Consider the following 19,728-nt stretch of genomic DNA (forward strand, 5'->3'; position numbering starts at 1 on the left):
TCAAGCCGCGATTGTAGCGCCCACGCCATGCCAAAGGGAGTTTGCGCTTAAAACTCTTCCCACTCGTCGGCGCCGGATGCCACCGGTGCCTTCGGCGCGCGTGCATGCACGGCGTCCGCTTGCGCCGCCTTGCCCGGCGCGGGTGCCGCCACGGCTGGCGCCGGCGCGCGGTGCCTTGCGGGCTGGATGGTGGGCCTGGTGACAGGTCGCGTCGCAGGTCGCATGGCAGCTGGTGCGGATGCCGTCACGGACGGGCTGGCACTGGCCGACACATAGTGCTGCGTTGCATCGAGCTTGAACAGGCCCACCACGTCGGCCAGCTTGGCCGCCTGTTCCTGCATGGATTCGGCCGCCGCAGCCGCTTCTTCCACGAGGGCCGCGTTTTGCTGCGTCACCTGGTCCATCTGGCCGATGGCCTGGTTGACTTGTTCGATGCCGGTGCGCTGTTCATCGCTGGCGTCGGTGATCTGGTTCATGATCTGCGTCACATGGCTGATGCTTTGCACGATCTCGTCCATGGTGCGGCCCGCCTTGTCCACCAGTTGCGAACCTGCTTCGACCTTTTGCACGGAATCGTCGATCAAGCCCTTGATTTCCTTGGCCGCCGCGCTCGAGCGTTGCGCCAGGTTGCGCACCTCGGAAGCGACGACGGCAAAACCACGGCCCTGCTCGCCGGCCCGGGCCGCCTCCACGGCCGCGTTCAAGGCCAGGATATTCGTCTGGAAGGCGATGGCGTCGATGACGCTGATGATATCGACGATCTTGCGCGAGGAATCGTTGATCGAGCCCATGGTGCTGACCACTTCCGATACCACCACCCCGCCCTTGCTGGCGATCTGCGAGGCGTCGATGGCCAGCTGGTTGGCGCTGCGCGCATTGTCGGCGTTGAGTTTCACGGTGGAGGTCAGCTCTTCCATGGAAGACGCCGTTTCTTCCAGCGAACTGGCCTGCTCTTCCGTGCGCGACGACAAGTCCAGGTTGCCGGCGGCAATTTCGCTCGACGCCGTGCTGATCGATTCGGTGCCGGCGCGCACCTGGCCGACGATGCTCACCAGCTTGTCGTTCATGTTTTTCAGCGCGTGCATCAATTGCCCCGTTTCATCGCGGCTTTCCACGACGATATGACTGGTCAGGTCACCAGCGGACACGGCTTCCGCCACCTCGACGGCACGCGTGATGGGGCGCGTGATCGAGCGTGTAATCCAGTACGCGCAGGCGATGCCGAGCAAGATGGCGACCACGCCCAGCGAAATCAGCAGCAGACGGCCGCTTTCATAGCGCGAACGGATTTGCGCGGCTGATTCATCGAGCAACTTGGCTTCCAGCAGTTCCAGCTTCTTCAGCGACGCCAGGTAGATGTCGCGCTTGACACCCATGTCGCCTTCGTACAGGTGCTTGCCCAGTTCAAGATCGCCCGCATTCTTGGCCTTGAACACATTCTTGCGCACTTCCGTGTAGGCCTTACGCGTGCTCAGCACTTCCTGGTACAGCGCTTGCTCTTCAGCGTTCAGCTGGCTCTTGCCGATATCGTTCTGGATTTCCGTGGCGCGTGCGGACGAGACCGCCATTTCCTTTTCAAACTGTTTCTGGTGTTCAGGATCACTGACTTTCCAGGCGGCCGCCGTGCGCGCCGCGTTCACCTCGATGACCTTGGTCCATTCACCGATCAGGCGCTCGTTGCGCACCTTGACGTTGACGAGCGCATCGGTCTCCTTGCTGGCGCTTTGCATCTGCACGATGCCCACCACGGTCAAGGTCGTCAACAGAAGGAGGACGGCGGCAAAACCGCCACCAAGACGTACGCCGATTTTGAGGTTCTTCATTGCGTGATTCCAATCTGAAAAAACGATGCACAGACGCCACGAAACCGATTTACTGCTACGTATCAATATAGCAGGCATCTGCCGTGCGGCAATCACGAGAGGTGGCGCAACGTTATCCACGCCACCGGAATGGCAGCGCGCCGCAGCGCACTACTTTGGAGCAGATTGTGAGTGAATCAGAGTGGCATTGCAAGAAATAACATGCAGAAAAGCAACAACCAGAAGGTGGTATGCCGCCACGAACGGGCGGCAGGCAAGCAGTGTCAGTTTTGCTTCACGTAGATCAATTTTGACGTATCGAAACCCAGGCCACCGGCTTTCTCGATCAGGCGCTGCTGCAAGGCAGGGTCCATGGTTGGCGTGCGCGACAGCAACCAGAAGTAGGATTTGTCGGGGCCGCTGATCATGGAATAGCTGTAATTTTGCTGGTCGAGGTCGAAGACGATGTAGGAACCATAAAAGGGGCCGAAAAACGACACTTTCAGGTAGCCCACGTCTTTCTTGTCGACGAAATACGCCTTGCCTTCCGCGTCCTTCCAGACAGCGTCCGCATCCTTGTAGCCGCGGTTCAGTACTTTCAGGCCGCCATCCTGGCGCAGGCTGTAGTCGGCCGTCACATGGCTCAAGCCCCGTTCGAACGAGTGGTCGAGGCGCGCGATCTCATACCACTTTCCCAGATAGCGGGTCGTGTCGAAGTTGCTAACTGGCACAATATTCTCGGGCCGGCCCACGCAGCCGGCCAGCACAAGCACACACAGGAACAGCAGTTTTTTCATGTTTTTCTCCATCGGGTGAAATCAGGGTGGCAAGGTCAGGGTTGCAGCGCGCGATCGACGATGCGGCGGATCGCGCCATTGTTTTGCATGCGCACGATGGCGGCATTGAATTGTTCGATAAAGTCATCGCGATACGGGTAGGCGGCAGGCCGGCGCTCCGTAAAACCCAGGTGTCCCTGCTGGCTGGCCAGCTGCGCCGTTTCCTGAATCGCCTGCATCGGCGTGCCCGGCGGTTCCTCGCGCCGGATGCGCTGCAATTCCCACTGCGCCGACAGGCGGTCGCTGACATAGCAATCGATACGTCCACGCATCAGCTTGAGCAGATTCGTGCGCGTGCCCTTGGCCGTATCGAACACGATGTTGGCCGCTTGCACGGCTGCAGTCTGCTTTGCATCGCCCAGCAAGAAACCCGCGTTCACGCCGATGTGCAAGCCGCTGTAATCGGCGGGCCACTGCCGCAGCGTGCGTTTGGCCAGCACGTCCTGGTTGCACAGCACCACCAGCTGCTCCATCAGCAGCGGCACGGAATAGCGCACGTACGGCCGCTCGCTGCGCCATGAATACGGCGGATACAAGGCAAACGCCTCGCCCGTCTGCAGCATCAGCACGCCCCGCTTCCAGGGCACGGGACGCAGCTGCACCGCATACTGCGGCATTGATTGCACGGCTTCGCGCACGATCTCCGTATAGATGCCTTTCATCTGGCCGTTGTCGACGTAGGAGTATGGCGGATAATCGTCGTCGCCATAGATCACCAGCGGCGTCGGCCCCTCGGCCCGCGCGCCGGCAGCGATGAACAGGCACAGCGCGGCAGGCAGGATGAGCATTCTGGACATGCGCGAAGAGTAGCATGGAAGGGGAAAACGCCATCACCCGTTTGCGCTGTTCGTGCCCAGCATTTCGTCAAGCTGCGCCAGGGTGCTTGAATCCTTCACGACGGCGCGCAGCCACAGGTGCAGCGGCAGCTCGCCCCAGCTGGCGGCCTTCTCGGCCAAGTAGGCGACGGGGCTGTGCGGCTCCGTGCGGCGGAAAAAATCGGCCACCTGGCGCAGCTGGGCCAGCGCCTGCTGGCGCTGCACGATGGCGCCCCCGCCTCCGCTGGCGCCCTGGCCGGCGGCGGGCGGCGCGCCGGCAAAGTCCGCGCCAGGCGACAGCGGCGCGATGAAATGAATGGCGTTTTCCAGCGCTTCGCGCGCGACGCGAAAACTCGGACCATCGGCGCCGAAATGCGCATCGACGCTGCGCTCGAACGCCAGCAGCGACTGCATGCAGTATTGTGCATCGGCCAGCAAGCCGTCGGAAAATGCGCGCGAGTTCCTTTGCCGCGCCGCCTCCATCTGCGCCAGGGTCGCCCCTTCATCATGGCGCGTATCGCCCCAGCCCTGCTCCGCCGCGCCCTGCGCCAGGCTGGCGGCCGCGCGCTGGCGCGCCGTATCGAAATCCTGCAGCGAATACAGTCCGTTGGCGCCGTCGGTCAGCGGGATCTCGCGCAACAGCTGCGGCGTGCGCGACAGCAGCCAGAAGACATTGCCGATGCGCTGTTCCTGATCGCCCTCCTCCGCCGGCGGATACAGGCCATCCCAGTAACGCTCGCACAGGCCGGCCAGCAGCGCGTAGCCATCGCCCAGGCCACGGAAGTGGCGCGTTTTCGCGTGCGCCTCGGCCAGCCACACGGCCACGCGCAAATCCTTGCTGTGCGTGGCGATCAGCTGTTCGCAGCGCGTGGCCACGAACGGCCAGTCCGCCTCCTTCAACGCCGTCACCCACTCGCCCTGGTCCAGGCTCGGGTCATCGTGCTGGCGCGCGCGCGCGATGGCGTCGAGCTCCTGGCTGAAGGTGATGTCGCCGCCGCAGGGACTGACGGCGCTGACGGGATGCAGCAACTGCTCCAGATTGAACATGGCGCTCTCCGGAAAGTGGATTATCGGATCGTGTACTTGAACTGCCCCTGCTTGTTCGCGCTGATGCGTATCGACGCGACCGACTCGCCTTCGGCCATGCGCGCCAGCACCGCTTCGGCGATCGCCGGCAGCAGGCTGCCATTGAGGATCTGGTCGACATTGCGCGCGCCCGAATCGACCTCGGTGCAGCGCGCCAGCACGGCGTCGACCAGACCCGCGTCATGGCTGAACTGCGCCTGATGGTTGCGCGCGATGCGCTGCCCGATGCGCGCCAGCTTCAGGTGGATGATCTCGGCCAGCACCGCGTCGTTGAGGGGATAGAACGGCAGCACCTTCAGCCGTCCCAGCAAGGCTGGCTTGAAATGCGCGACCAGTTGCGGGCGCACCAGTTCTTCCAGCGCGGCCGGCGTGGGCATGTCCTGCGCGACCCGGTTCAGGCAGGCGGCCATCATGGCGCCCGAACCCAGGTTCGAGGTGGCGATGATGATGGTGTTGCGAAAATCGACTTCGCGCCCTTCCGCATCATCGAGCACGCCCTTGTCGAAGACCTGAAAGAACAGCTCCAGCACGTCGGGGTGCGCTTTTTCGGCTTCATCGAGCAGCACCACGCTGTAGGGCTGGCGCCGCACGGCTTCCGTCAGCACGCCGCCTTCGCCATAGCCGACATAGCCGGGCGGCGAGCCTTTCAGGCCGGCCACGCTGTGCGCTTCCTGGTATTCGCTCATGTTGATCGTAATGAGCTTGCGCTCGCCGCCATACAGCAGGTCGGCCAGCGCCAGCGCCGTTTCCGTCTTGCCCGTACCGGACGGCCCCGTGAACAGGAACACGGCTTGCGGCTTGTTCGGGTCGTCCAGGCTGGCGCGCGCCGTGCGCACGCGCTGTGCCACTGCTGCGATGACGTGGTCCTGCCCCAGCACCCGTTCGCGCAGCGCCCCGTCGAGGGTCAGCACCGTGCGGATCTCGTCCTTGAGCATTTTCCCCAGCGGGATGCCGGTCCAGCCGGCGACGATGCCGGCCACCACCTGCGCATCGACTTCCAGCGGCGACAGCGGCGCTTCTCCCTGCAGCGCCGCCAGTTCTTCCTTCAGCGCCAGCAGGCGCGCCGCGCCGACCTCGCCCGGCCGCTCGCCGCGCAGCTGCGCACGCAAGTCGCCGATCTGCGCCACCAGCGCCTTTTCGCGCTCCCAGCGCTGCGCCAGCGCCGCGATCTGCGTCTGTCCTTCTTCATGCTCGCGCCGCAGCTGCGTCAGGCGCGCGGCACCGGCTTTATCGGGCACTTCGCCATCGGCCGCCTCGCGGCTCAAGGCGTCGATTTCCGCGCCGATGCGTTCCTGGCGCCGGTGCGCGTTTTCCAGTTGCGCCGGCGTGGCGCACTGGCCCAGCGCCACCTTGGCGCAGGCCGTATCGAGCACGCTGATGGCCTTGTCGGGCAGCTGGCGCCCGCTGATGTAGCGGTGCGACAGGCGCACCGCCTCGACGATGGCGGCGTCGCGCACGCGGATGCCGAAATGGCGCTCCATCAGCGGTGCCATGGCGCGTAGCATGGCGCAGGCGATGTCCTCGCTCGGTTCTTCCACCTTCACCACCTGGAAGCGCCGCGCCAGCGCCGCATCCTTTTCAAAATATTTTTTGTACTCGCTCCAGGTGGTGGCGGCGATGGTGCGCAAGGCGCCGCGCGCCAGCGCCGGTTTCAGCAGATTGGCCGCGTCGTTCTGCCCCGCCTGGCCACCGGCGCCGATCATCGTGTGCGCCTCGTCGATGAAGAGGATGATCGGGTGCGGGCTTTTCGTCACCTCGTCGATGACGTTTTTCAAGCGGCTTTCAAACTCGCCCTTCACGCTGGCGCCGGCCTGCAGCAAACCCATGTCGAGCGCGTGGATGTGCGCGCCCTGCAGCACCTCGGGCACGTCGCCTGCAGCGATGCGCAAGGCCAGGCCTTCCACCACGGCCGTCTTGCCCACGCCCGCCTCGCCCGTGAGTATCGGATTGTTCTGGCGCCGGCGCAGCAGGATATCGACGGCCTGGCGTATCTCCGCCTCGCGGCCGATCACGGGATCAAGCTTGCCGTCGCGCGCCAGCTGCGTCAGGTCGGTGGTAAACTGGTCCAGCGCCGGGGTTTTGCTGGCCAGGGCCGCAACAGGATCATCACCTGTGTCGGCAAGCCGCGGCACTGCCGCGCTTTCCTCTTCACAGGAGCCGGCCGTCAGCTTGTCCGGATGGTGCTTTAATTGCTCCACGCTGAAGCGGGCGAACAGCTTCGAACCGCGGTATGCGAGCTGCGACAGTTCCGGCTCCGTCAGCAGCGCCAATAACAGGTGGCGGCTGCGGATGGGGCCTGGCTGCGCCGTATCGAGCGAAGCGATCAGCCAGGCATGCTCGAACAGCAAGGGCAGATGGGGAGAGAACACGGGCGTGCGCGCGCTGCCCGTCCTGAAGCCGCCGATCTCGCGGCGCAGGTCCGCTTCCAGCGCCGTCAGGCTGATTTCGCTGCGCCGCGCGATGGTGACGAAGTCGCTGCGCTCCTGCTCCAGCAACGCCAAAAACAGATGCTCGATATCGACTTCATATTGTCCCAGTCCCACGCAGATGGCGGCGGCACGCGTGGCGGCCGTGCGCGCCGTGTCATTGAGTTTGGCGATCAGGGTTTTCAGATTAGTGCTCATGCGGCGGCTCCCTTGCGGTTGATCGAATAACGCAGCGACGATGGCTGCAGCACGGCGTCGAAATTGACCGTCTCGCCGCCAGCCTTCACGGCCAGGGTGCCGCTGATGACGAAGCCGACCCGGTTGATGGCGCCCGCTTCGCGTTCCAGGCGGGCGCGCACATTGCGCAGGCGCGGTTCGTGGCGTTCGATGGCGGCCTTCAGCGCGGCGCAGATGCGGGCGCGGTCATCGCTGCTGGACAAGCACATGCCGGCGAAATCGATCAGGCCATAGTTGACGATGGAGGCCGCGCATTCCGGATAGGCGTCGAGCGCGCCAGGCGGCAGGGCCACGCGCGTGTTGAGCAGTTCTTCCAGGTCGCGCGCCACCGCATCCTTCAATTGTTCCAGCGACAGGCGCACCGCCACGCCGCCCGCCGCCGCACCGCCATCGCCCATCAGGCGGTCGAACAGGCCAGGTACATAACTGTCCATGCGCTCTCCTGAAAAGTCGGCGCGGCGCGCGGGCGAAGGTAGCCGCCGCGCGCCGCGCACCATCGATCAAGCCACGCGGTTCGCGGCCAGGTCCCAGCCGCCCGAGGTATTGCCGCCGGCGCCGCCCGTCACTTTCTGCTGCGTGTATTTCCACTTCACTTTCGAGAACTTGAAGCCGACGTGTTCACCGAGGATGTCGCCCTCTTCCACGTTCGGCGTCACGGCGCCGATCAGCACATTCTCGATTTCAATTTCAAAGTACTTGACGCGCTCGCCCTGGCCGTCGGCGCGCATGAATTCGAAGCGCGCCTTGGGGATGGTCTTGCCGGCCGAGCAGGTCTGCAGCAGCACCGGCGAGGCCAGGTCGGCCAGCTTGGAGATGACGATATCCTTGTGCTCGCAGCGTTCGGCCGTGTGGCCGCCGCCCGTCGACGCGGTGGCGGACTTCGGCTGTTCGACGCTCCAGCTGACCGATTTGCACTCGATCCAATCCTTGTGCTTGTCATCGGTGGACTCGCCCTTGATGCCGTCTATCTGCAGATATACATCGATTGCCATGGTGTGCTCCTGTGGTTGAAAGATGGGTGAATCAGGAATTGGTCGACTTCGGCAACTCCGCGACCAGTCGGAGCGAAACGGATAATTCATCAAGCTGGAAGTGCGGCCGCAGGAATGACACGGCGCGGTACACGCCGGGCCGGCCCGGCACTTCGTGCACCTGCACGGACGCCTCGCGCAGCGGGAACTGCGCTTTCTGTTCCTGGCTGGCGTTATCGTCGAGCAGCACGTACTGCATCAGCCAGCGGTTCAAAAAATCTTCCACGTTGGAGGCGGCGGCAAAGCTGCCGATCTTGTCGCGCATCATGGCTTTCATGTAGTGGGCGATGCGCGAGACGGCGAAGATGTACTGTAGCTGCGACGACAGCACCGCGTTCGCGTTGGCCGCGTCGCTGTTGTACTTGCGGCTTTTCTGCGCCGACTGGGCGCCGAAAAATGCCGCATATGCCGTGTTCTTGCAGTGCACCAGCGAGATGAAGCCCAGGTCCGACAACTCCTTTTCGCGGCGGTCGGTGATCGCCACTTCGGCCGGGCATTTCAGGGCCACGTCGCCCTCGTCCGTCTTGAAGGTGTGCGTGGGCAGGTCGTCCACCAGGCCGCCGCCCTCCACGCCGCGGATGGCGGCGCACCAGCCGTAGTCGGCAAAGGCGCTTGTCAGCTTGCAGCCGAACGCATATGCGGCGTTACACCACAGGTATTTGTGATGGTCGCTGCCGTCGACTTCCTCGACAAAATTAAAACCTTCGACCGTGGTGCCATCGACGGGATTGAAGGGCAGCCGGCCCAGGAAGCGGGGCAAGGTCAGGCCGACGTAGCGCGCGTCTTCCGATTCGCGGAAGGCTTTCCATTTCGCGTATTCGATGGTGTCGAACACCTTGGCCAGGTCGCGCGGCTTGCCCAGGTCACCGTAGCTTTCCAGGCCAAACAGTTCCGGCGCGGCCGAGGCGATGAACGGCGCATGCGCGGCGGCCGCGACGTGCGACATCTGCTCGACGAAATAGATGTCTTCCGGCTGGCGCGAAATGGCGAAGTCGCCCAGCAGCGCGGCGAATGGCGCACCGCCGAAGGTGCCGAATTCCTCTTCATACACCTTCTTGAACATGCTGCTCTGGTCGAACTCCAGCGCGGCCTGGAAATCCTTCACCAGTTCGCGCTTGGTGGCGTTGAACATGCGGATCTGCAAACGCGTGCCCGTATCGGAATTGCCGACCAGGTAGCGCAGTCCCGTCCAGCTTTGTTCGAGCTGCTGGAACGGCGCCGCGTGCATGATTTCGCTGAGCTGGGCCGAGATCAGGCGGTCGATCTCCGCCACGCGCCCGTCCAGCGTCGCCGACAGGCTGCTGGACATCAGCACCGTGCCATCGAGCACCTGCGCCACCAGCTCGGAGATCAGGTCACGCGCGCGCGCATGTTCGGCGCCGGACTTGGCGACGCGGCTTTGCTCGACGATCTGGTCCAGCAAGTCGGTGGCGGCCGGCGCATTGGCGGCCGATACTGCAAGGGCTTCTGCCTGGGCGCTCATCTCAATCCTCCTGCGCTGGGAACTGCGGTTTCAGGGCGGCCAGGCTGTCCGTGTTGTTCAGCACTTCCGTCAGCAAATCTTCCAGCTTGTCGTTGCCGGCCAGCTTGTTGCGCAGGTCGGCCAGCTTGGTGCGCGCTTCGAGCAGCTTGCGCAAGGGGTCGACCTGGCGCACCACCGATTCAGGGCGAAAGTCATCCATCGAGCGGAAATGCAGGTCGACGGCAAACGTGCCGCCCGCGTCGCTGAGGCGGTTCGGCACGGCGAAACGGGCCACCGGCTCCACGCCGGCCAGCACTTCATCGAAGTTGTCGCGGTCGATGGAAACGAACTTGCGGTCCTTCAGGCGTTTTTTCTCGCTGTCCGGATTGCCGCCAAAGTCGCCCAGCACGCCGACCACGAAGGGCAGCTCCTTGTTTTCAATCGCGTCGCCAATCTCGACGTCGTAGGTCATTTGCACGCGCGGCGCGCGGATCTTCTGCAGGCGTTTTTGCACGCTATCGGACTTGGGCATGTCGCTTCCTTTGCAAGGGGATGGTGGGGATGCTCGCTTATTTCAGGCCGCTGAACGGGTCGGCCGTGCTGCCTGGCGCCGCCGCGCCCTTCGCCGCCGCCGAGCCGGAGCCGGATGCGGAAGCGCGCTTGCCGGCCGCCAGCGGACGTTTAGCCGGCGGCACCAGCACGTCTTCGCCGATGCTCGCGCGCAGCAGCTTGGCCAGGTCCTGCGCTTCCGAACGCAGCGAGCCATTCAGATTGTTTTGCCGCGACAGGTCGGCCAGCGCCTTGCCGGACAGGCGCAAGCCGCTGACGGCGACGATGCTGTTGGCCACCTTGTCGTCCGGGTCGCGCTCCAGCGCTTCGAGCGCATGGCCGATGGCATCGCCGTACTGGCCGCGGTCGAACTTCATCTGCGCCATTTGCAGCCACGGCGCCTTGTCAGCCGGGTAGCTGGCCCCGCCGCGCTGAAGCAGGGTCATGGCGCGTTCGTACTGGCCGGCGCGCGCAGCCGCATCGGCGTCGCTCATCACTTGCGCCAGGGTCGGCGCGGCAGGTTTTTGGGGCGCCGGCTGGTCTGGCGTGGCACAGGCCGCCAGCAGCAAGGCGCTGGCGAGGCAGGCAATACGGGGCAACATCGTGGCTGGCTTCATCGGGCATTCCTTCACGTGGAGGACGCTACCGCTGGGAACGATGGGCGGCGCCTTGGTGGAGACTATTATTGATCGGCAATTTTTTGCCAAATTGAGATTAATCAGCAAAGAAGAAGTTCCACATCACAGCCGCGTACAGCGCCATGAATCCTGATCTGGCGCAGTAACTGTCTTGATCGCAGGCCGATCTTGCGCCAACGCAAGCAGGCCGCCAGTGCATGCGTTTAAATGACTGCAACACTTTTATTTCCACCCTTCAATTTACAAAGGTCGCCCATGCCACCTGACGCCCTGGTCCGCCCAGCCCGCGCCACCGCGCTACTGCTGATGGCCTTGCTGCTGGCCGGCTGTGCGGGCGGCGCCATCGGTACACTGGCCAACGCGGCGCTGCAAATGGCCGGCGTGGCCAAGCCGCCGCCGGAACTGCCCGACGCGCAAAAGCCGCCGCGCAATGTCAGCATCCGCCTGCATGCGGCGCAGCGCCTGAACACGGATGCGGACGGCCGGCCGCTGGCGCTGGTGGCGCGCATCTACAAGCTGCGCCAGAGCGCCGCCTTCGAACAGGCGCCGTACGACAGCTTCCTCGACACGCAGCGCGAAAAGGCCGCGCTGGGCGCCGACCTGATGGAAGTCAAGGAGGTGCTGCTGGTGCCGGGCCAGCGCTACGAAGTACAGGAAAAAGTCAGCAAGGAAGCGTATTTCATCGGCGTCGTGGCCCTGTTCCGCGCGCCGGCCGCGCAGCGCTGGCGCGCCACCTTTGCCGCCGCCGATGCGGAACGCGGCGGCATCACCGTCGGCCTGCACGCCTGCGCGCTCAGCATCAGCGGGGTAGCCGCGCTGTCGGCCCCGCGCTGCCAGTAACACGAACAGACACGCCACATATTCAAGGAGAACCGAGATGGGCATGGCAGCGAAAGTCTTGTGGGGAGAAGGCCTGTTCCTGCGGCCGCAGCATTTCCAGCGCCAGGATCAATATCACGAAGCGCGCCTGCATCACACGGCCAGCGCGCTGCATCCCTACCTGTGGGGCGTGGCGCACATGGCGTGGGACCTGGCGGCGCTGAAGACGGGCACCCTGCGCCTGCAAGCGCTGTCGGCGATCTTCCGCGACGGCGAAGTGTTCGAATCGCTGGGCGACGGCGCGCCCGGCAGCGATACCCTGCCCCCGCCCGTGGACCTGGAAGCGCTGCCGCCGGCCGTGCAGGAAGTGACGTATTACGCGGCGCTGCCCATCCTCAACCGCGAAGGCATGAATTACACGGTGCAGGCAGCAACGGCAGGCACGCCGGCCAGCACGCGCTTTGCGCACGCCATGCGCGCCACGCCCGACCTGTTTACGGAGTCCGCCGTGGCCGACGTGGCCTACCTGAAGAAAACCGTGCGCCTGATTCCCGACAGCGAAGCACGCGGCTCCTACGACTGCCTGCCGCTGATCGCCCTGCGGCGCACGGTGTCGGGCGGCTTCGAACCCGTGCCCTCGTTCATGGCGCCCAGCCTGGCGATCGCCGGCGCGCCGCGCCTGCAGGGCGTGCTGGAACACCTGCTCGACGCCTTGCAGGCGAAAGTGAGCGCGCTGCACGGCCACCATCGCGAACCAAGCCGCAACGTGATCGAGTTCCGTTCGGGCGACGTGTCCTCGTTCTGGCTGCTGCACACGGTCAGCACGGCCGCCGCCGCCCTGATGCACTATGTGCGCCATCCGGCGCTGCATCCGGAGCGCCTGTACGAGGCGCTGCTGGGACTGGCGGGCGGCCTGCTCAGCTACTCCAAGCATTACACCCTGGCCAGCCTGCCCGCCTACGACCACGCGCAGCCGGGCGCCTGCTTCGACGCCATCGACGCGATCATCCGCGAACTGCTCGACACCGTCATCTCGTCGAAGTATTTTTCCATCGCCCTGCTCGAAGACAAGCCGTCGTACTACCTGGGCAAGCTCGATTCGGGCAAGATCGACCAGCACACCACCTTGTACCTGGCGATTCGCGCCGCCATGCCCGCCATCGAACTGGTCGACGTGGTGCCGCTGCGCGTGAAAGTGGGCGCGCCCGATGACGTGGAAAAATGCGTGCTCACGGCCATGCCCGGCCTGAAGCTGTCGCATGCGCCGCAAGTGCCGGCCGCCATTCCCGTGCGCCCCGACACCTATTATTTTGCGATTGAAAACCGTGGCGTCCTGTATGAGCAGATGCTCAAGGCGCAGTCGATTTCCGTCTACGTGCCGACCGGCATACGCGACCTGCAGCTGGAACTGATCGCGGTGACGGCATGAGCCAGCTCATCGAACGGCGCGCGGCACCCTCCCTGCTGGGACAACGCGGTTCCGCCCCCGGTGGCACGGCCAGCCGGCATGCCGGCAGCGCCCTGCTGGACCTGATGCACGAAGGCTTTTATATGCTGTTCATGCTGAAGCACGGTTCGGCGCCCGGCGACGAACAAAGCTTCATGGACCGCATCACGGCCTTCCTCGAGGACTTCGAGCGCGAAGCGAAAAAAATTCGCGCCGATGGCGACGATATCGAGGCGGCCAAGTATGCGTTCTGCGCGGCCGTCGATGAAATTATCCTGGCCTCGCCTTTCGCCCTGCGCAAACAGTGGGAGCGGCGCCCGCTGCAGCTGCTGATCTTTGGCGACCAGCTGGCCGGCGAACACTTCTTCGACCGCCTCGACGCCCTGCGCGGCAAGGGCGCCATGCGCGTGCAGGCGCTGCAGGTCTTCCACATGTGCCTATTGCTGGGATTCCAGGGCAAGTATGCGATCGACGGCGGCGAAAAACTCAGCTACCTGACGGCGCGCCTGGGCGACGAGATCGCCCACATCAAGGGCAAGAGCCGTGGCTTCGCGCCGCGCGCGGAACGCCCCGACCAGGTGGTCAACAAGCGTGGCAGCGACGTGCCGCTGTGGGCGCTGTCGAGCTTTTTCGCCCTGCTGGCCATCTGCGCCTACCTGGGCCTGAAAACGCATCTGACGCGTGGCACGCAAACGACCCTGGCCGCGTATGCGGACCTGGTCAAGCTGGCGCCACGCCCAGCACACCTGACCATCACCCTGCCCTGAACACCTCACAAAACCTACTGCGCGTCGGTATGGGCGGCCTGCGATGCTCACCGTGCTCTGGCACGGTTGCGCTTCTCGACCGCCTCTCCCTTCCGCTCGCTACGGTTTTGTGAGGTGTCAACCCAATCTACTGCGCAATCCTGAACTCGATGCGCCGGTTTCTCGCCCGGCCATCGGCCGTGGCGTTGCTGGCCACGGGGCGGTCCGGTCCCTGGCCCGACACCAGCACGGAATAGGCCGCGATGCCCTTGCTGACCAGGTAGGCGCGCACGGCTTCGGCGCGCGCTTGGCTCAGCGCCACGTTGCTGGCGCGCAGGCCCGTGTCGTCCGTGTGGCCGATCACTTCCACCTTGCGCCCGCGCAGCTTGAGCATGACGGCCGCCATCTCGTCGAGGATGGCCAGGCCAGCCGGCGTGATGGTGGCCTTGCCGCTGTCGAATTCGACGATGCGTTTATCGAGCGCCGCATCGAGCAAGCCCTGCTCGGCCTCGACCGCCTTGACCCGCAAGCCATTGTTGACGATGTAGGTGGGATTGAGGCTGGTAGCGATGTCGCTGGCGATCTGCTGGCGCTGCGCCTCGTTCGCCACTTCGCCGCGCACGCTGACGTTGTTGCCGTCGACGGTGATCTGCCCTCGTGAAATGAGCTTCAGGTTCGGCGCGATCAGCTTGTGCACGTAGGCGTTCCAGTTGGCCGGCACGGCCACGTTACCGATGGCGATCTGGTCGACCACGCGCTCGGCGCCGTACAGTTCGCGCAGGCGGGCCAGCACGGCCGCCTTGGCCGCCTCGTCGGCCAGGGTACCCGTGGCGAGGATCTGCCCCGGCATCGGCGTCTGGGGCGCTTGCGCTTGCGCCTGGACGCGGCAGGGAACGGCCGCGGCAAGCAGCAGGAAAATGGCATACGATTTCATCGCGGTCCTTCAGGCAAAGGTGTCGGCAAACATGGCGCAGGCCGAGCGCAGCGACAGCTGCTCCTGCAGCAGGCAGGCTGAAAACTGACGCAGCGCCGCGTCGTGTCCCAGCTGCTCCTCGACCCAGTCCAGCTGGTCGAAGACGATCAGCCGTTCGCTGCCGGCCTGCGGGTCGATCAGCGCGCGCAAGCCATCCGGGTCGGCGCCGCAAAAGCCGATCACCAGCACGGGCGCCTCGTCGAGGTGGGAAAAGAACAGCGCCAGTTCGAAATCGGCCTGGCGCAGGAAGGGTGCAATCAAATGCAGCCAGAAGCTGGCTACCAGCTCGCGCAGCTGCGCGTCTTGCGGCAGCGGCAGTACCAGGCTTTTCTCCAGGCGCGGCAAGCCGCTCTGGCGCACCGGCCGCAGCAGCAGGCCCAGGCCCAGCAGCAGTTCGCGCACCGTCACGGGGAACGCAGGAGAAGCCAGCATCGCTTGCAGGCCATGCACGGTCTGCGCCTGTAAAAAGGCGGCCAGCCGCGCCGCATGGCCAGGCGCGGCCGGTTCGACTTCGACCACGTTACCGGCCAGCGCCAGCAGGGCCGGCCCCGGCTCGGTGCTGGCCACGATACCCTGCGACAGCTGCTCCACCCGCTGCCACAGGGGCGCGAGCGCGAGCGGGCTGCAAGCGACAAAGGCCTCGGCGTCATCGACTTCAAGCGCGCCCATGGCCATGAAGGGAAAGCGCCGCAGCGACTGGTCGTTGCTCGCTTCCAGGCGCCCGGCGATGGCGCGCCGGCTGCGCGTGCCGACGAAGGCAAAACGCAGCGGCGGCAAAGCGTCGTAATTGAGCTTCCAGCGCGGTTCCACCGTCAAGGCGATCATGACCTGCGCCAGCCAGTCGTCGAGCAGCTGCACCAGCGCGTGATTGTCGCAAGCCTTGATGAAATCGCCGCGCGCGGGGATCTTGCCAAAATAGCCGAGGCGCACCTGCTGCGCCACGCGCATCATGGCGCCACCCCGGTCGCCGCAACTGCGGCCATGACCGGCGCGGGAACGCCCGGCATGCCGACGATGGTCTCGGGCAGCTGCATGCCGCGAAAGCCCTGCTCCTGCAGCGCCGTGGCAGATCCGGCGCCCGTCGTCTCGGCGCTGCTGGTGATCTTGAGGTCGACCGCCACGGCCACCTCGCCGCGCGTCCAGCGCAGTTCGAACACGCCGCCATCCTTGCGCTTCTTGGCCGCCGCGTCGATCATGCGCTTCAAGCCGAATTGCCCCGGTTCGTTGAACAGTTCCACCGTGCGCCCGTCGAACGTGACGGCCGTGATGCGCGCGCCTTGCTGGCCCGCCGCGCCCTGCGGACCCGGATGCACCATATTCGTCCACTGCGCCGGGGTATTGCGGTAGCGCAGCTGCTGGCCGTCGATCTCCACCGTGTATTCCAGGGTGCCCGGCGCGGGCGACGGCTGGATCTGGAACACGGTTTGCGCCGCCGTCGAGGTGGCCGCCACGCCGCCAGCGCCCAGCGGCGCGATCCAGCCGGGGAAGCGCGCCACCACCTGCGGCGCCAGGCTGATGCCCATGTCGGCCCAGGTGCGCGGCGCCAGCACGTCGCCGCGCCGCACCACCAAGGGGCCCATGGATGTGGTGACGAATTTCGCCACCAGGCCTTCGGGGCCGAAGAACTGGCCGATCTCCAGGTTGCTCGCCTCGATGCGCGCCGTGGGCGCAAACGGATATTTATTGGCCAGCGATTTCTGGAATGGTTCATACACCTGCGCCGCCCAGGTCTTGTTGATATCGAGTTCGGCCGGCGCGACGATGACGGCAAAGGTCTGCATCAGCGGGCGCACGAGGATGGGGCGTATCGCCTGCTTTTGCGCGTCGCTCATCCCCGTGAGCACCTGCTCGTCGACCAGCTTCAGGGCGTCGGCCAGCTCGGAACCGCTTCCCTCCAGGGTCTGCTGCATGAACTGGCGCGCGCCCGGCCCCGCGTCACCCTGGTTCTTCAGCTGGTTCAGGCGGCTGCGCAGTTTCGACAGCGCTTCCAGGTAGGCGCGCATCAGCGAGGCATTGTTGTCCCTGGCCGCCACCAGCTTGCCCACGCCGGCAAATTCGCGCCCCACGGGACCCATCGGCTTATCCAGGCGGGCCGGGTCGAGCTGCGCATTCATGCCGGGATTGGCCGTCAGCTGCGACGGCGCGCGGCGCAGCACGGTTTCCTTGAACCAGGCAATGATGCCCCGCTCGGCCTTGCGCAGTTGCGCATTTTGCAGGGCCGGGTTGTCCCACGAGGTTTCCTCGTAAATGGTCGTCAGCAGCTTGGCGATCGGCGACGACTGCGGATCGCCCAGGCGGTTCATCGCCTGCACGGCGCCGTCAAAACCTTTCAGGTCGGCGACGGCCACGCCCTGCACGAATTTTTGCCACTCGCGCGCGTAATCGGCCTTGTACATGGCCACGAGGTTTTTCTCGATCTGCTCCGGACTGCCTTCCAGGGTCAGGTCGTCGGTGGAGGCACTTTTCAGCACCCAGTCGGCGCTTTGCAGTTCGCGGTTGGCGGCGTCGCGAAACGCGCCCTCGACGAACTTTTCCCAGGCCTGGCGCGTAAAGGCGCCGGAGACGGCATAGCTGCCCGCCAGCAGGGTCTGATCCTGCTCGCCGACGATGCGCGCCACCGTCATGCCGGGAAAACGCGTCGAGGCGCGCGCCTTGACGTCGGCATACACGCGCTCGCGCGCCGGCATGCCGCGCACCACGCGGCGCAGGTTTTCGCGGGCCTGGTCGACCAGCGCCAGCTTCTGTTCGATGCGCGGCCAGGACGGGTCGCCGATCTGCGCCAGGTAGAACGTCAGCAGCCGTTCGGCGCTGCGTATCATCTGCTCGCGCGGCATGGCGCCCCGGTTGCTCTCCAGCCAGCCGCGCCAGAAGCGCGTCAGCTGGTCGTTCAGGTGGCTGCTTTCCGCATGCGTCTTATCGGCCAGCATCAGATAGGTTTTCAGCGCGTTGTAGGCGTCTTCCACATTCGTCGCGCTGGCCGCCTGGTACTGCACGCTGCGCGGTGCGGAAGACGCTGCGGGCGCGGCGGCCGGCGTCTGCGGCGTGCGCGCCGTGGGCTGCAGCTGGTCGGCGCTGGCGTTCATCTCGAACAGCAAGGCTTCCAGCGCGCCCGCCACGGGGGCCAGCATGACCTGGCGCGCGCCGGCAAAATACTCCTCGCGCAGCTTGCGTTCAAGTAACTCCCCCTGGTACAGGCCCAGGCGCAAGGACCACGGCCGTTGCGTGCGGTACGCGTCCAGCTGCTCGATGCGGTCCTGCAAGATCTCGAGCGCTTCCAGGCGCGACTGCAAGTCCAGGCGCCGCTCCTGCAGCTTGACCACTTTATTTAAATCGGCCTCGACATTGGCCACCAGTTGCCGGTTGCCCAGGTAGGACCAGCTCCAGCCACCGAGGCAGGCGCCCAGCGACACCGTGGCGGCAAAGAACACGGCATATTTGAAGCGCAGCTTGGCGCGGTTGGCATAGTTGGCCACCAGATGCTTGTCGGCAAAAATCACCTTGCGGAACAGCTCCAGCAGGAAATAGCCATGCTGGCGCGCGCCGGACGGCGCTGCGGCCGGAGCCGGCGCGAAGGCCAGGTCGAAGCGGCGCGCCACCTGCTGCGAGGAAGCGCTGACGGGCTCGCCTTCCTGCAGCGCGCTGGTGAAATAAAAGCCGCGGAACACGGGCTGGAACTGGAACGGGTTTTCCTCGAACAGGGTGGCGATGAAGGCACGCAAGGCCGGCTTGATGGCGGCGAACTCGAGCGGAAAGGTGAATACGCCGGGCGCCATCGTCTTGCGTTGCCGGTGCGCCATGTTGGCCAGGCTCAGCTCCGTCAAGCCATCGTGCAATTCATCGAAACTCTGGTCAAAAAACGCCAGCAAGTCGGCCGTGGGCAACTTGCGCTGGTAGGGCATGGTGGCGCCCCAGACGCGCTCGCGTTCGCTGCGCTCGGCATCGGCGAAAAACTCCGTGAAGCCGGCGATCAGGTCCGCCTTGGTAAACACGATGTACAGGGGCGCAAACACTTCCAGCCGTTCGATGACGTCCTGCACGCGCTTGCGCAGGCTGCGCGCCAGTTGCATGCCGACATCAGGATCGCCGCCCAGCTCGGCGATGCTGACGGCGATGAGGATGCCGTTGATGGGCGCCTTGCGCCGGTATTTTTTCAGCAGGTCGAGAAAGCCGAACCACTCGCCGCGGTGCTCGTCGACGACGGAATAGCGCCCCGCCGTGTCGAGCACGATGCCGTCCGTCGTAAAAAACCAGTCGCAATTGCGCGTGCCGCCCACGCCTTGCACGATCTTGCCGTCAGCGAAGGGGAACTGCAGGCCAGAATGCAGGATGGCGCTGCTCTTGCCGGCGGCAGGATTGCCGATGATAATGTACCACGGCAATTCGTACAGGGCGGCGGCGCCCGACTTGAGGCCCAGCTTGGATGTCTTGATGGTCTCGATGGCGGCCAGCATGCCCGAGCGCACGGCGCCGAGTTCGCCCTGCTGCGTGCTGCCGGCCGTGGAGGCCGAGGCCGCCTGCGCGGCGGCGATCTCGGCCTCGTTGAGGATGGCCTGGCCCAGCGCCTGGGCATCGCGCCGTGCACGGCGCCGGCGCCACAGCCACACGCCCAGCCAGGTGGCAAAAGCCAGCAGCAGCAAGACCAGGGCCCATATCAGCGCCACTTCCAGCACCTCGGCGCCCAGGTACAGGAACACGGCCAGCGCCACGAAGCCGAGGATGGTCAGTTGGCGGCTGTCGGTGAGGAAATGCCAGAGTCGTCGCAGCATGATAAGCCCAGGGTGAGGTCGCAAAGCAAGGCGGATTCGGCCCATGCTGACAGCAATGGGGCGCGCCTTTGTTGACATACGACAAGTATCTGGCG

16 protein-coding genes are annotated in these 19,728 nt (G+C 65.2%); 3 read left to right on the top strand and 13 right to left on the bottom strand.

The window, feature by feature from the left end; all coding sequences use genetic code 11:
- Positions 1 to 47: 47 nt before the first annotated feature.
- The 10 genes from AC54AG_RS20965 to AC54AG_RS21010 form a co-directional block, all read right to left on the bottom strand.
- Positions 48 to 1,823: a methyl-accepting chemotaxis protein gene (locus AC54AG_RS20965; protein ID WP_331778005.1), complete on the bottom strand. Its 1,776-nt coding sequence runs from the start codon at positions 1,821 to 1,823 to the stop codon at positions 48 to 50.
- A gap of 263 nt (positions 1,824 to 2,086) precedes the next feature.
- Entirely contained in the window at positions 2,087 to 2,599 is a 513-nt protein-coding gene (locus AC54AG_RS20970; RefSeq protein WP_034750114.1) for a lipocalin family protein, read from the bottom strand.
- 35 nt (positions 2,600 to 2,634) lie between these two features.
- Positions 2,635 to 3,435 carry a substrate-binding periplasmic protein gene (locus tag AC54AG_RS20975; protein ID WP_331778006.1) on the bottom strand — a complete coding sequence of 267 codons (801 nt, stop codon included), beginning with the start codon at positions 3,433 to 3,435 and terminating at the stop codon, positions 2,635 to 2,637.
- Positions 3,436 to 3,468: 33 nt separating this feature from the next.
- Entirely contained in the window at positions 3,469 to 4,500 is a 1,032-nt protein-coding gene (gene tssA, locus AC54AG_RS20980; protein ID WP_331778007.1) for a type VI secretion system protein TssA, read from the bottom strand.
- Between the two features lie 20 nt (positions 4,501 to 4,520).
- Positions 4,521 to 7,163, bottom strand: coding sequence for a type VI secretion system ATPase TssH (gene tssH / locus AC54AG_RS20985; RefSeq protein ID WP_331778008.1), 2,643 nt, complete (start codon positions 7,161 to 7,163; stop codon positions 4,521 to 4,523).
- Positions 7,160 to 7,636 carry a type VI secretion system baseplate subunit TssE gene (gene tssE, locus AC54AG_RS20990; protein WP_072452677.1) on the bottom strand — a complete coding sequence of 159 codons (477 nt, stop codon included), beginning with the start codon at positions 7,634 to 7,636 and terminating at the stop codon, positions 7,160 to 7,162. Before tssE ends, tssH begins: the two co-directional genes overlap by 4 nt.
- Before the next feature lie 66 nt (positions 7,637 to 7,702).
- Complete coding sequence (locus AC54AG_RS20995) at positions 7,703 to 8,194, bottom strand: Hcp family type VI secretion system effector (protein ID WP_034750126.1); 492 nt, start codon at positions 8,192 to 8,194, stop codon at positions 7,703 to 7,705.
- A gap of 31 nt (positions 8,195 to 8,225) precedes the next feature.
- Positions 8,226 to 9,716: a type VI secretion system contractile sheath large subunit gene (tssC, locus tag AC54AG_RS21000; RefSeq protein ID WP_072452675.1), complete on the bottom strand. Its 1,491-nt coding sequence runs from the start codon at positions 9,714 to 9,716 to the stop codon at positions 8,226 to 8,228.
- Position 9,717: 1 nt separating this feature from the next.
- Positions 9,718 to 10,227 carry a type VI secretion system contractile sheath small subunit gene (gene tssB / locus AC54AG_RS21005; protein WP_034750131.1) on the bottom strand — a complete coding sequence of 170 codons (510 nt, stop codon included), beginning with the start codon at positions 10,225 to 10,227 and terminating at the stop codon, positions 9,718 to 9,720.
- A gap of 37 nt (positions 10,228 to 10,264) precedes the next feature.
- Entirely contained in the window at positions 10,265 to 10,861 is a 597-nt protein-coding gene (locus tag AC54AG_RS21010) for a hypothetical protein (protein WP_496631491.1), read from the bottom strand.
- Between the two features lie 276 nt (positions 10,862 to 11,137).
- Between AC54AG_RS21010 and tssJ the strand changes: the two genes are divergently transcribed.
- Genes tssJ through icmH form a run of 3 tightly spaced genes read left to right on the top strand, consistent with a single transcriptional unit; the run spans position 11,138 to position 13,915 of the window.
- Positions 11,138 to 11,722 (top strand): type VI secretion system lipoprotein TssJ, encoded by a 585-nt coding sequence (gene tssJ / locus AC54AG_RS21015; protein WP_051991048.1) that lies wholly within the window; start codon positions 11,138 to 11,140, stop codon positions 11,720 to 11,722.
- Between the two features lie 37 nt (positions 11,723 to 11,759).
- Positions 11,760 to 13,130 carry a type VI secretion system baseplate subunit TssK gene (gene tssK, locus AC54AG_RS21020; protein ID WP_496631492.1) on the top strand — a complete coding sequence of 457 codons (1,371 nt, stop codon included), beginning with the start codon at positions 11,760 to 11,762 and terminating at the stop codon, positions 13,128 to 13,130.
- On the top strand, positions 13,127 to 13,915 hold the full coding sequence (gene icmH / locus AC54AG_RS21025) for a type IVB secretion system protein IcmH/DotU (RefSeq protein WP_496631493.1): 789 nt from the start codon (positions 13,127 to 13,129) through the stop codon (positions 13,913 to 13,915). Before tssK ends, icmH begins: the two co-directional genes overlap by 4 nt.
- Before the next feature lie 127 nt (positions 13,916 to 14,042).
- Here icmH and AC54AG_RS21030 read toward each other — a convergent pair whose 3' ends face one another.
- Genes AC54AG_RS21030 through tssM form a run of 3 tightly spaced genes read right to left on the bottom strand, consistent with a single transcriptional unit; the run spans position 14,043 to position 19,633 of the window.
- On the bottom strand, positions 14,043 to 14,828 hold the full coding sequence (locus AC54AG_RS21030) for an OmpA family protein (protein ID WP_496631494.1): 786 nt from the start codon (positions 14,826 to 14,828) through the stop codon (positions 14,043 to 14,045).
- 9 nt (positions 14,829 to 14,837) lie between these two features.
- Complete coding sequence (gene tagF / locus AC54AG_RS21035; RefSeq protein WP_496631495.1) at positions 14,838 to 15,818, bottom strand: type VI secretion system-associated protein TagF; 981 nt, start codon at positions 15,816 to 15,818, stop codon at positions 14,838 to 14,840.
- Positions 15,815 to 19,633, bottom strand: a complete 3,819-nt coding sequence (tssM, locus tag AC54AG_RS21040; RefSeq protein ID WP_496631496.1) for a type VI secretion system membrane subunit TssM — start codon at positions 19,631 to 19,633, stop codon at positions 15,815 to 15,817. The genes tagF and tssM overlap by 4 nt, the downstream gene beginning before the upstream one ends.
- Positions 19,634 to 19,728 lie beyond the last annotated feature (95 nt).

The sequence above is a fragment of the Janthinobacterium sp. BCJ23 genome, from assembly GCF_059617945.1.